This is a genomic window from Phenylobacterium sp., from assembly GCF_044358365.1.
Taxonomy (GTDB): Bacteria; Pseudomonadota; Alphaproteobacteria; order Caulobacterales; family Caulobacteraceae; genus Phenylobacterium.
Genome location: NZ_JBIKNZ010000037.1, coordinates 17,286 through 29,883 on the forward strand (window position 1 = coordinate 17,286; position 12,598 = coordinate 29,883).

A 12,598-nucleotide genomic window follows, 5' to 3' on the forward strand; every position below is an offset into this window, starting at 1 on the left:
GTTGGGGAGAGACTGGATGACGTCAATGACGGTGGGCGCCGCCGCCGCCCTTGCGCTGGCGGCTGCAGGATTTGCTTCGCCAGTTGCGGCCAAGACCCCACGACAACCCAACGTCATCGTCATCCTGGCTGACGATCTCGGCTACGGCGACACCGGGGTCTATGGCAGCAAGATCATCAAGACGCCCAACATCGACGCCCTGGCGGCGGACGGCGTGCGTTTCACTCAGGGCTATGTCAGCCATCCCGTCTGCGCGCCGTCACGCTCGGCGATCATGACTGGCCGCTATCAGACCCGGTTCGGCTACGAGTTCAATCCGGTTGGCCGTGACAGGACCCGTGGCGTGGCCCTGACCGAGACCTTCATTCCCAAGGTGCTGAAGTCCGCAGGCTATTCCACGGGAATGGTCGGCAAATGGCACCTGGGCGAGTCTGGTGACTATCATCCGATTGGCCGGGGGTTCGATCAGTACTTCGGAGTCCTGAGCGGCGCTGGCGCGTTCATCACCAACGCCAGGGACGGCGATGAATTCCATACCCCACCGGGCTCCAGGGGGACTTACGGAACGGCGGAAGGCGGCGGCGCAATTCCGGACATGTCGGAGGCGCAGGAAATGGTCGTGATCCGCCAGCGAGCGCCGGTCTATCGCGGTCGCGAGGTGGTTGAGGTCAAGGACTACCTGACCGACGCCTTCACCGAGGAGGCTGTCCGCTTCATTGGCGAGAACAAGGACAAGCCCTTCTTCCTCTACCTTGCACACACTGCCCCGCATACGCCGCTGCAGGCTACGGCGAAGTACATCGGACGCTACAAGAACATCGAGAACAAGGGACAGCGCGTCTATGCGGCCATGGTCGCGTCGCTCGACGACAGCGTCGGCGCCGTGCGGGCCAAACTGAAGGCCGAAGGAATCGACAAGGACACCCTGATCGTCTTCCTGTCCGATAACGGCTGCGCCGGCTATGTCGGCGACGCCTGCACCAACTCGCCGCTCAACGGCTACAAGGCCGGCCACCTGGAGGGGGGTATCCGTGTGCCCTTCATCATGGCCATGCCGGGACGGATCAAGGCCGGACAGGTGGAAACTCGCGTGGTCTCCAGCCTGGATATTGCGCCCACTGCGGCGGCGCTGGCTGGCGCGAAGATGCCCAACGGATCCGATGGGGTCGACCTGATGCCCTATCTCACCGGCGGCAAGGCCGGGACGCCAAACCCCACCCTCTACTGGCGCTCTGGCCCCAACTTCGCGATCCGCGATGGTGACTGGAAGATGTGGGTGGTCAACCGCGCTGACCCGTCCGAGCCTCCGCGCAGCGGAACAGGCGCCGTTGCGGATGGCATCGAGGCCAAGGTCTCGCCTTTGGGCAAGTATGTCATGCTCTATGATCTCAAGAGCGATCTCGGTGAAAAGACCAATCTGGCGACGGCGCGGCCCGAGGTGGTGGCGCGTCTGCAGGCGAAGCTGGAAGCCTGGGATAAGCTGAATGTCGCCCCCCAGTGGACCAGCATGCGGCAGGGCGTCTTCCGGCACGAAGGCCAGGCGCTGAAGGCCTATCCCTGATGATCCGCCGTCGTGACACCCTGATCGGCGCCGGCGCAATGCTGGCGGCCGCCACGCCTGCGCTGGGGCAATCGGTGAAACCGCCGCCGGTGAAGCCACAGCATGCCCGCTTTGCCGCCGAGATAGCGGCAGCGCAGGACCGCCTGGACGCCTTTCTCCTGGCGTTCAACGCCCGCGATCTCGCCGCCTATGAAGCTACGTTCAACTTCCCGCATGTTCGCTTCGCATCCAACACGGTGACGATCATCAATCCGGGTTACCACAAGCCCGGGATGTTCGAGAGCGGGTCGCTGGCCGATTGGCATCGCTCGGCGTGGGACCGCCGCGATGTGATCCACGCCGGAGCCGACAAGGTGCACATCGACACCCGCTTCATCCGCTATCGCAAGGACGGCAGCGTGCTGGGTGGCTTTGACTCCATCTACATCGTCACCCGCCTCGACGGCCGATGGGGCATCCAGGGCCGCTCCAGCTTCGCGCCGTAGAGCGGGTTGAGGAAGAGTGGGAACCGGTTTTCCGACCGCCATCCTCTCTGAACATATGATCGAGGGTACCTTCAGCGCCGGTGATGGCGGGACAGGAACCCCCACATCACCTCGTTGTCCGCGACCCACACATGGCCACCGCCTTCGGTCATGCGGGCAACGACATCGGCGCCGGCGCGGCATCCGGAGTAGCGCTGCTCGGTGAGGTTCGAGGCGATCCTTCGGGTCCGGGGCGCGGCGGAGCAACGGTTGAGTACGGCCCACCGATCCAGGGCTTCATGCATTGAGTATTGCCAATACGACGCCCCACCGCCTTCAACGGGATTGGTGGTGTCCTTGTCGCCAGCAAACGTGATCACCGGCACAGGTCGCGAGGGGCGGCATGTGGCGGGATCGGGCTTGCCGGTCTGACCACGCATGGGATTCCCGGCCCTAAGTCCGACGACCGGGGCAATCGCTGCGAAACGGTCTGCAGCGACGCAAGCCAGCCAGGACGACATCCGGCCTCCACCCGATATTCCGGTGGCATAGATTCTGGATGGGTCAACGCAGGCCTGGGTGATCAGCTTGTCGACAGCGGCGGTAATGAAGGCCACATCATCCGGGTCCGTTGCGGTGGGAACCTTGCCGGTTACGGTCGGGACGCCCGGGATGTTCCAGGCATAACCCCCATTGGCGGGAATGGCGCCGTCGGGCGCTGCGATGATGAAGCCATGGCGGTCCGAGGTCGTCTCAAGGCCCGACCTGGCCAGAAAGCCTGCGCCCGTTCCATTGCTGCCATGCAGGACGAAAAGCAGCGGATGGCGTCTTGTCGAGTCGAAGCCCGCCGGCAGGCGGATCAGCATGGTGCGGTCCCCGATCGCGATCTGCCGCGCCCCGCTCGCCGCGAGGTCTCCACATTCAGCATAAGCCGCCGTTCGGAAAAACAGCGCTGCGGCGCAGACGGCAAGCGCCCAGACCCATCGGTTGGGAGCCAAAGCGAGCATGGGCGACTTTCCTATATCGGAACGAACAGGGTGCTGGCCGCCCAGCTATCCCTCGTCAGCGCCTGGCGCCTCGCGAAAGCCGCCATGGCGGCTGTGGACGGGTCGCGGGAGGCTTCCCACACGCCGTGACTGCCATATCGGGTGATCAGCAGCAGACGGGTGACGCCGCTCTGACGATCATTGGCCGACCGCTTGGCTGTGAACAGGCCGAAGATCTTCGTGTCGAAACGCACCTCGAAATCACGCCAGCCTTCGACCGATAGCGCCACAAACTCCGGCACGCTCCGGGATTCCACAACAAACCAGCGGTGGACATAGATGCCGCCCGGCTGCGGTCGATCCGCCGGGCCAGGCCGCTCGGTGGGCGTCAGCTCTGCCCGTTGGCCGCTGCGCACGGTCTTGTCGCGCATCAGGGAGATGAGCTCCCGGTCCCGGGTCTTCACGTCACCGGCCCACCGGACCAGCAACGCCGCCTGGCGTCCCACCCAGCCCAGTTGCGGCGTGAAATAGCCCACGACCTCGCCGCCGGCCGCCGCCAGGCTGGCGGTGCGGGTGCGCAAGTGATCGGCATAGGCGCGGGTCGGCGTAGTCCCCGGGGCCGCGTCGTCGAGATCGACGAATAGATAGTCGTACATCGCTGGCTCCGCCGCTTGCGACAGGGTGGGGATCAGGGCCAGCGCGGCGGCCCCCAGCAGCCCGCGCCTCGGGATCGTTTCCATCGCCAGACCTTCCGCCGTGGACGGCGGGTGCGTCAACCCGTCTCGCGTGCACCCTTTGCTTGGGCTAGCCTGAGCAAATGGAACCTGACCCGCCATTCTCCGCATCCCGTCGCGCCGTTCTTGGCGCCAGCGCGTCCTTGCTGGCCGCGAGCCCCGCCGGAGCCAAAGCCCTGCCCGACGAAGCCGAGGCTCATCGGATCCTGGAGCGTTACCAGAGCTTCGGGGACAAGGCGTCGGGCGGCCCTGGCGACACGGCCAGTGGTAATTGGCTGGAGGGCGAGCTGAAGGCGACGGGCTACGCGTGCCAGCGCCAGACCTACGACGTGCCGGCCTATCAAGGCGAGGCCGTGCTGACCTGTGGCGCGGCGATGGCGGATCTTGTCCCGCAGGCTATTGTCATGCCGACATCGGGTGAAGGCGTCAGCGGCCCACTCTACGTGGCGGCGTCTGGCAAGGGTGGTCCGGGCCTCGCGCTGGTGGTGCTGCCCCACGCGCGCTGGTCCACCGCCGTAGGCGTCATCGCACAGCGTGTGGCCGCCGCGTTTGACGCCGGCGCGACGGCGGTGGTGATCGTCACCACGGGACCGACCGGCGAGGCCCTCGCGCTGAACGCGCCACCGGACAAGCCCCTGTTCAAAGGTCCCGTAGCCGTCATGGCGCCGAAAGATGTCGGGCCTTTTCTGCTGGCCGCCGCGAAGGGGGAGACAGCGACCTTGCGAATGTCAGGCCGTTCGTTCCGACGGCCCGCCTTCAACGTCACCGCCACCCTGAAGAACGGCTCCGCAAAGACCCTGGTGATCTCGACGCCCCGGTCCGGATGGTTTGCCTGTGCAGGAGAGCGCGGCTCCGGCATGGCCGCCTGGCTGTTGCTGGTCCGTTGGGCGGCGCAGGCGCGACTTCCCGTCGACATCGCCCTGATCTCCACCAGCGGCCATGAGTATGAGAACGCCGGCGGCGAACACTTCATCCAGGAACTCGCCCCCAAACCTGACAAGACCGCGCTCTGGGTCCATCTGGGCGCCAATGTCGCCGCCCGCGACTGGCATGAGCGTGGCGCCGCCCTTTCGCCGCTGCCGAGCGCAGACCCCCAACGCTTCATGCTGGCGAGCCCCTCGATCCTGTCGTCGGCGCGCGCCGCCTTTGCAGGTCTGCCGGGCCTGGAGCAGCCCTACGCCGCCGAGCCGGCTCTCGCGGCAGGCGAGCTCGGCAACATCCTGCGCGCCGGGTACACGCCCGCCATCGGCATCTTTGGTGGCCACCGTTTCCACCATGCGCGCAACGATGATCTGCGCTGCGTTTCGGCGGCGCTGATCCCGCCGGTCGCGGGAGCCTTTGCACGGGTGATCTCCGAGGCGCTCGCGAAGGGTTAACGCCCGTTGTCCCAGAGTGTCCCGGACAGGATGACGCCATGACCGACCCCCACGAAAGCCCGCAGTTCACCTCGCCGACCTACCGGCTGGCCTCGATGGATCAGGATTTCATCATGAGCCCCTCCATGCGCGGGGTGCGGTTCATGATGGAGTTCGTCAAGGCCGATGAGGGCCTGCGCGACTGGGGTGTCCGCTCGACCATCGTCGTGTTCGGCAGCGCGCGCATCCGCGAGGACGGACCGGAACCGCAACCGCGCTGGTATGCCGCCGCCCGTGAGTTCGGTGCGATCGCCTCAAAGCGTGGCGGGGCCTATCTGTCCGCCCGCAAGGAACGCCACAATGTCATTTGCACCGGCGGGGGGCCTGGCATCATGGAGGCGGCCAACCGCGGCGCGGTGGACGTGGGCGCACCCTCGATCGGCCTCAACATCACCCTGCCTCACGAACAGGAACCCAACGCCTGGTCGACCCCGGAGCTCACCTTCCGGTTCCACTACTTCGCCATCCGCAAGATGCACCTGGCCATGCGGGCCAATGCGCTGGTCGTGTTCCCGGGCGGCTTTGGCACCCTGGACGAGCTGTTCGAGGTGCTGACCCTGCGCCAGACCGACAAGTCGCCGCCAATCCCGATCGTCCTGTTCGACGAGGGCTACTGGCGCAGCGTGATCAACTTCGAAGCGCTGATCGCTGCGGGCATGGTCGCGGCGAGCGACATAGACCTGTTCAAATTTGCGGAAACGGCTGAAGAGGTCTGGGCCTGTCTCGCCGCTGATGGTTTGCGGACCCATGAGACCCTGGATGACGCGCCACCGGCCGACCCCATGGGGCTGGCCTGATCAACCCCTCACGGACCCGCACCTGCCCATGCCCACATCCGCCAATGGCCGCACCGCCGAGTATGACATCGATCCCCTGTTCCTGGAGCGGTGGTCGCCACGGGCCTTTACCGGGGAGGCGATGCCCGGCGAGGAGCTGATGACCCTGTTCGACGCCGCGCGCTGGGCGCCGTCCGCGTTCAACGGCCAGCCCTGGCGATTTGTCTACGCTCACCGCGAGACCGGGGCCTGGGCCGGATTGTTCGACCTGTTGATCCCCTTCAATCAGATGTGGGCGAAGAACGCCGCGGTCCTGGTGTTCCTGGTGTCCGACCGTTTTCGCCGCGTCGAGGGCCAGCCGCCGGCGCCGGTTTACAGCCACAGCCTCGACGCTGGCGCGGCCTGGGGCGGACTGGCGCTGCAGGCCAGCCGCAGCGGCTGGGCCACCCACGGCATGGTGGGTTTTGACATTCCGCGATCCTATGAGGTGCTGGGCGTCGATGAGGCCGAGTTCCGGGTGGAAGCCGCCATCGCCATCGGTCGGCGCGGCGACGTGAGCCTCCTGGATGAGCCGTTCCGGGCCCGTGAGGTTCCCAGTCTGCGTAACCCCGTGTCGAGCATCGCTTTCGAGGGCCGCTTCAAGCTCTAGCCCTGTCGCACCGGGACCGTCACATTGCCTTCAGGATTCGGGGGGCTGCATGACGGACAACGGGCCGGAGACACCAAGGAAGTACGCCTCCGAGGGGGTCTATCTGCTGCGCACCGCGCAACAGATCCAGTACCAGCTCAGCCAGATGGCCGACCAGAAGGCCAGCATGCTGCTGGGCGCCACCTTCGTGATCTTCACGATCACCGTCAGCCAGATCCAGAATGTGGCCCAGCCGGCGCCGTTGCTGATCCTGGGCGCGGCCGCCTTTGTCTCGGCATTTCTGGCCGTGATTGCTGTGCTGCCGTCCACCCGGGCGCCGCCGCGCGCGGACGGTCCCGCCAACGTGCTTTTTTTCGGGTCCTTCACCCAGGTTCCCGAGGCGGAGTATGTCGACATGCTGCTGGAAGTGGTCTCGGACAGCCGCACAGTCTACGAGGCCTTCGCCCACGACATCTACCAGAACGGACAGGTTCTCGCGAAGAAGAAGTACCGCTTCCTGGCCTATGCCTACCGCATCCTGCTGGCAGGTCTGGTGCTGAGCTTTCTGGCGTTTGTCGCCCCCTATGTCGGGGTAAAATTCTAGGGTTCCCAGCCTTCGGGCGCCAGTTCGAAACCTTCGAAGCGAAAGCCCGGCGTGACGACGCAGGCCACCAGCGTCCAGCCGTCGTCGGCCTCGGCGGATTGCCATTCCCCGGTCTGCACCAGGTGCTGGAGCGTCTCACCAAGACCGGGGCCCAGGCGCGTCTCGACCGTGACGCCCTCGTCGGAAGTCAACAGCCTCAGCGGCGTTCCGGCCTGGAAGATCCACAGCTCCTCGGCGTCGATCCGGTGCCAGTGTGACCGCTGGCCGTGCTCCAGCAGGAACAGGATGGACGTGCCCGCCGGCCGCCCATCGGGCATTGCGGTCGCCGAACGCCAGGTCTGGCGGTACCAGCCACCCTCCGGATGGGGTTCGAGGCGTAATCGGCGGATCAGGTCCTGGGCGGGGGTCATGGACGCGGATCAGAAAGCAATCTGCAGCGGCGCGCTACCTCAAGCTTGACCCGAGCGCATTCATCAGGCGGGCTTGGCTCATGATCACCCGAATCTTGCTCAGTCTGCTGGCGGCCCTAAGCACCGCCGGCGCCGCGCTCGCCGCGCCCGACCTCTCCCGGATGACGGCCGGCGAACTCACCGTCTTCCTCCGCGCCTTCCCCAAGGGCGGCGAGTTGCACAACCACCTTGGCGGAGGCACGCCGGCGGAGGACCTGATCGCCTGGGCCGTCGAGGATGGCCTCTGCGTCGATCCGGCCGAGCTGGCGATCCGCCTGACCTGCGCCAACGAGACCTACCGGCCCGCCGCCGCCTTTGTCGCCGACGAGGCCCAGCGCTCGGCGCTGATCGACAGCCTTACGGTTCGCCACCCGCGCTTCCGGGACCGGTCCGGGCACGACCAGTTCTTCACCGCCTTCAGCCGACGCGGCCAGTCCCCCCGGCGCACCGGCGACGCTCTGGCCGAAACTCTGAACGTACTGGCCCACCAGAACACCTTCTATTCCGAGCTGATGGTGACGCCCCAGGGCGCGGCGTCCCGGGGGCTCGGCGCCCGTGTGGGCTGGCGGGGTGATACGGCTGCAACGAAGGCGGCGCTCACCGAAGCCGGGCTCGAGAAACTGGTTCCGGCTGTCGTCACCGACACCAACGCCATGGAGGCCCGGGCGCGCGAGGTGATGGCCTGCGACACACCGCGGGCCCAGCCGGGATGCCAGGTCACGGTGCGCTATCTCTTCCAGGCCATCCGCCAGGGTCCGCCCGAGCAGACCATGGCGCAGCTCCAGCTCGGCGTCGCCGTCGTCGCCGCCGACAAGCGCTGGGTCGGCCTGCAACTGGTCGCGCCGGAAGATAGCCCCGACGCGGTGAAGTACTACGACACCCACATGCAGATCGTGGCCGAACTCACCGACAAGGGTCGCAACACGCCGGTGGCGCTACACGCCGGCGAGGTCACTCTGGCCATCGTGACGCCCGACGATCTGCGCGACCACGTCACCAAGGCCGTGCGCGTGGCGGGCGCCCGGCGGATCGGCCATGGCGTGGGGCTTCCGGCCGAGACCGACGCGGTGGCCGTCGCCGCTGAGATGGCCGCGAAAGGCATACTGATCGAGGTGAACCCGATCTCGAACCGCGTCATTCTTGAGGTCGAACCCGAGGACCACCCGTTCACCTGGTTCCGGCAGAACCGCGTGCCGGTCAGCCTGTCCACCGATGACTCCGGCATCCTGCGCAGCGATCTCTCCGGTGATTATGCGCTGGCGCTGAAGATGGGCGCCACCTACGCCGACCTGAAGACCTCGGCTCGCAACGCCATCGCCTTCGGCTTCCTGAGCGGCGAGGGCCTCTGGCAGGACCCCAACGTCTATCGCAAGCCCGCCCGCGCCTGCGCCGGCCAGATCGGAGGCGCCGAACCCCGGGGCGCCTGCGCCGATCTCGTGGCCGGCAGCGACAAGGCCCGCGAACAGTGGCGACATGAACGTCTGCTCAAGGCGTTCGAAGCGGGACGATAGGAGGCTATGCTGACAGGCTGCTGTCAGTAGCCCTGTGCGCAGATGTGGCGATCATTGCCCGGAGCGCCTAAGTTGAACCTCATGCCCCGCTCCGCCGAACCCGCGGGCGTCTCGGATATGTCCGCGACGTTCGACTATGACGAAAACACCATGCCCATGCTCTGGAAGCCGCACCGCCCGGTGCGTCCGGAGAAGAGCGAGGGCGGGCGCAAATTCAAGCTGGTGTCTGCCTATGATCCCGCTGGCGACCAGCCGACCGCGATCCGGGAACTGGTAGGCGGCATCGACGGCGGCGAGCGCGATCAGGTGCTGCTTGGGGTTACGGGCTCCGGCAAGACCTTCACCATGGCCAAGATCATCGAGGAGACCCAGCGTCCGGCCCTGATCCTGGCGCCCAACAAGACGCTCGCGGCCCAGCTCTACAGCGAATTCAAGAGCTTCTTCCCCGAGAACGCCGTCGAGTTCTTCGTCTCCTACTACGACTACTACCAGCCCGAGGCCTACGTCCCGCGGACCGACACCTACATCGAGAAGGACTCATCCATCAACGAACAGATCGACCGGATGCGTCACTCGGCCACCCGCGCGATCCTGGAGCGAGACGACGTGATCGTCGTGGCCTCGGTCTCCTGCATCTACGGTATCGGCTCGGTGGAGACCTATTCGGCCATGACCTTCTCGCTGAAGCCGGGCGACCGGATCGACGAGAAGAAGCTGATGGGGGACCTGGTGGCGCTTCAGTACAAGCGCAACGACGCCGCCTTCGAGCGCGGCACGTTCCGCCGTCGCGGTGACACCCTGGAAATCTATCCGGCCCACTACGAGGACCGCGCCTGGCGGATCAGCCTGTTCGGCGACGAGATCGAGTCCATCACCGAGTTCGATCCGCTCACCGGCAAGAAGTCCGGCGATCTCGAAGGTGTGAAGATCTACGCCAACAGCCACTATGTGACGCCGCGTCCGACACTCCGGCAGGCGGTCAACCTGATCAAGTCCGAGCTCAAGGAACGGCTCGACTGGATGGTGGCCAACGGCAAGCTGCTGGAGGCCCAGCGGCTGGAACAGCGCACCACCTTCGACATCGAGATGATCGAGGCCACCGGCTCCTGCGCCGGCATCGAGAACTACAGCCGCTACCTCACCGGCCGCCGCGAGGGCGAGCCGCCGCCGACGTTTTTCGAGTACATCCCCGACAACGCCCTGCTGTTCGTCGACGAAAGCCATCAGACCGTGCCGCAGATCGGCGGCATGTACCGGGGCGACTACCGGCGCAAGTTCACCCTCGCCGAATACGGCTTTCGCCTGCCGTCCTGCATCGACAACCGCCCGCTCAAGTTCGAGGAATTCGACGCCATGCGGCCGGACAGCGTGTTCGTGTCCGCCACCCCCGGTCCGTGGGAGATGGAGCGCACCGGCGGGGTCTTCGCCGAGCAGGTGATCCGTCCCACCGGCCTGATCGACCCGCCGGTTGAGATCAAGCCGGTCCACAAGGACGGCTTCAGCCAGGTCGACGACGTAATCGATCAGGTTCGTCAGGTGGCCGCCCAGGGCTACCGCGCCCTGGTCACCGTCCTCACCAAGAAAATGGCCGAGGATCTGACCGAATACATGCACGAGCAGGGCCTGCGGGTTCGCTACATGCACTCCGACGTCGACACCCTGGAGCGGATCGAGATCATCCGGGACCTGAGGCTCGGCGCCTTCGATTGCCTGGTCGGCATCAACCTGCTGCGCGAAGGCCTGGATATCCCCGAGTGCGGGCTGGTGGCTATCCTCGACGCCGACAAGGAAGGCTTCCTGCGTTCGGAGACTTCATTGATCCAGACAATCGGACGCGCGGCCCGGAACGTCGACGGCCGGGTGATCCTCTACGCCGACCGCATGACCGGCTCCATGGAACGCGCCATGGCCGAGACCGCGCGCCGCCGCGAGAAGCAGGAAGCCTATAACCTGCAGCACGGCATCACGCCGGCCAGCATCAAGTCGTCCATCAAGGACATTCTCGCCAGCCCCTACGAGAAGGACCGGGTCACCGTGCCGGTGGGCGTCGCCGAGGACGGCAAGCCCTTCATGGGCGACAACTTCAAGACGACGCTCAAGGACCTGGAAGCCCGCATGCGCGAGGCCGCCGCCAATCTGGAGTTCGAAACCGCCGGCCGCCTGCGCGACGAGATCAAGCGCCTGAAGATGCTGGACCTGGAATTCGCCAATGAGATGCTGACGCCGCAGGGCGAGACGGCGGATCGCGGGGCCGTGAAGCGGGTCAAGGCCGAGGCGCGGGCCGAGGCGGCTGAGCGGTTCCGGAAGGGGCGGCTCTAGCGGGCCGTTCGTCCAATCTGAAGGACCCGCAACCGCTCATCCCGGCTAACGCCGGGCCTTAGATCGCGAAACCCTATGGCGGTGTGGAAAACCTGCGAACGGCTCGGATTCACCTCGGCCCCGCTACATCCGTGTCACATAGCCATTTTGGCAGAGTGCGTTCCTGTGATCCTTTGGACGGCTAAGCCGGAATTGCGCTGCGAGCAAGACGATCCTTTGCCGGCGCAGCTACGCGGCCAGCGGCAGCTTCTTGATTGCGCCGAACCGTCGATAATTGAAATGTTCTGTTTTTGTTTTTGAGATAGTGAGCGCTTTCTGGCAATATGCCGGGGCGTCGATCACTGCGCTGAGCCACCCGTTGATAGCGGACAAGGCACTGCACCAAGACCACGTAACACCAGACTATTGAACGCAGCGGCTTGCCGCTGCGACCGCGCTCATGCGCGCCCGAAAACTTCCACATGAGGAGAGCGTAAATGACCTTTGGTCAGGTTGATCCTGCGCGCCTTAAAGGCGAGGCCCTTAGGCAATGGTACCTGCGGACGCCCTATGAAATCGAGGCCGAGCGAGCGGCAGCCTCCGAGGCGGCTTACAGCGACTTCTTTTCGCAACCCGGCAGCGGAGCTGCATTTGATTTTGACATTGCCACCCGAGGCCTAACCGCGCCCGCTCCCGAAAAGCTCAGGGCTGTTTGGAGCTCGGCGTCCATCGGCCCCGATCAGGAATACCGTACTGGCGGCGGTGGGCCGCTCTTGCCGAAGACGGAAGGCAGGGCCGGACATTACGTTCAGTTAGCGGCGACATCGCCAAGCTTCTGGGACTACTGGTCACCGCGAGGCTGCGAGAATTGCCATGGGTATACGCCCGACACGCTCCCGCCAGTCGGTGGTCAATCGCCTTTTCCATTCGGCCGCAGCACGCGCGATGGTGGAAGGGGTGGCGAGGGTAGTTCTCAGCCAGAACGAAGAGACAAGAAAGAATGCGACCTTCAACTGGATTCAGATAGCCAGATCTGCGGGCGATTGCCGTCTCCCGGCGACGTCGCAATCTGTCGTGGAACTGCAACCGAGCGATATGCCTACTGCCGGAGGCCCGGTGGCACTATCGGCTTCCCTCGTCTCGAAACCAGAGGTGGTCGTCGCCGCTGAGCC

At 65.7% G+C, this 12,598-nt stretch carries 11 protein-coding genes; 8 read left to right on the plus strand and 3 right to left on the minus strand.

Going from position 1 to position 12,598, the window contains the following annotated elements; all coding sequences use genetic code 11:
* The first annotated feature begins 16 nt into the window (after positions 1 to 16).
* On the plus strand, positions 17 to 1,561 hold the full coding sequence (locus ACIQ3B_RS11365; protein ID WP_397402615.1) for a sulfatase-like hydrolase/transferase: 1,545 nt from the start codon (positions 17 to 19) through the stop codon (positions 1,559 to 1,561).
* Positions 1,561 to 2,046 (plus strand): hypothetical protein, encoded by a 486-nt coding sequence (locus ACIQ3B_RS11370; RefSeq protein ID WP_397402617.1) that lies wholly within the window; start codon positions 1,561 to 1,563, stop codon positions 2,044 to 2,046. Before ACIQ3B_RS11365 ends, ACIQ3B_RS11370 begins: the two co-directional genes overlap by 1 nt.
* Before the next feature lie 71 nt (positions 2,047 to 2,117).
* Here the strand turns inward: ACIQ3B_RS11370 and ACIQ3B_RS11375 are convergent, their stop codons facing one another.
* Together ACIQ3B_RS11375 and ACIQ3B_RS11380 are read right to left on the minus strand one after the other, a co-directional pair.
* Positions 2,118 to 3,032 (minus strand): alpha/beta hydrolase family esterase, encoded by a 915-nt coding sequence (locus ACIQ3B_RS11375; RefSeq protein ID WP_397402619.1) that lies wholly within the window; start codon positions 3,030 to 3,032, stop codon positions 2,118 to 2,120.
* 11 nt (positions 3,033 to 3,043) lie between these two features.
* Positions 3,044 to 3,787 carry a hypothetical protein gene (locus tag ACIQ3B_RS11380; RefSeq protein WP_397402620.1) on the minus strand — a complete coding sequence of 248 codons (744 nt, stop codon included), beginning with the start codon at positions 3,785 to 3,787 and terminating at the stop codon, positions 3,044 to 3,046.
* Between the two features lie 41 nt (positions 3,788 to 3,828).
* On the opposite strand from ACIQ3B_RS11380, the gene ACIQ3B_RS11385 reads away from it, so the two are divergent.
* Genes ACIQ3B_RS11385 through ACIQ3B_RS11400 form a run of 4 tightly spaced genes read left to right on the plus strand, consistent with a single transcriptional unit; the run spans position 3,829 to position 7,168 of the window.
* Positions 3,829 to 5,121: a hypothetical protein gene (locus ACIQ3B_RS11385; RefSeq protein WP_397402622.1), complete on the plus strand. Its 1,293-nt coding sequence runs from the start codon at positions 3,829 to 3,831 to the stop codon at positions 5,119 to 5,121.
* 38 nt (positions 5,122 to 5,159) lie between these two features.
* Complete coding sequence (locus tag ACIQ3B_RS11390; RefSeq protein WP_397402624.1) at positions 5,160 to 5,957, plus strand: TIGR00730 family Rossman fold protein; 798 nt, start codon at positions 5,160 to 5,162, stop codon at positions 5,955 to 5,957.
* Positions 5,958 to 5,985: 28 nt separating this feature from the next.
* Complete coding sequence (locus ACIQ3B_RS11395) at positions 5,986 to 6,585, plus strand: nitroreductase family protein (RefSeq protein ID WP_397402625.1); 600 nt, start codon at positions 5,986 to 5,988, stop codon at positions 6,583 to 6,585.
* A gap of 49 nt (positions 6,586 to 6,634) precedes the next feature.
* Entirely contained in the window at positions 6,635 to 7,168 is a 534-nt protein-coding gene (locus ACIQ3B_RS11400) for a Pycsar system effector family protein (RefSeq protein WP_397402627.1), read from the plus strand.
* Here ACIQ3B_RS11400 and ACIQ3B_RS11405 read toward each other — a convergent pair.
* Positions 7,165 to 7,578, minus strand: coding sequence for a cupin domain-containing protein (locus ACIQ3B_RS11405; protein WP_397402628.1), 414 nt, complete (start codon positions 7,576 to 7,578; stop codon positions 7,165 to 7,167). The two genes, ACIQ3B_RS11400 and ACIQ3B_RS11405, sit on opposite strands and share 4 nt — an antisense overlap.
* A gap of 80 nt (positions 7,579 to 7,658) precedes the next feature.
* On the opposite strand from ACIQ3B_RS11405, the gene ACIQ3B_RS11410 reads away from it, so the two are divergent.
* Both ACIQ3B_RS11410 and uvrB read left to right on the plus strand, forming a co-directional pair.
* On the plus strand, positions 7,659 to 9,128 hold the full coding sequence (locus ACIQ3B_RS11410; protein WP_397402630.1) for a hypothetical protein: 1,470 nt from the start codon (positions 7,659 to 7,661) through the stop codon (positions 9,126 to 9,128).
* A gap of 81 nt (positions 9,129 to 9,209) precedes the next feature.
* The gene (gene uvrB, locus ACIQ3B_RS11415) at positions 9,210 to 11,447 is read left to right on the plus strand and encodes an excinuclease ABC subunit UvrB (RefSeq protein WP_397402632.1); all 2,238 of its coding nucleotides are present in this window, start codon (positions 9,210 to 9,212) and stop codon (positions 11,445 to 11,447) included.
* Positions 11,448 to 12,598: the final 1,151 nt, after the last annotated feature.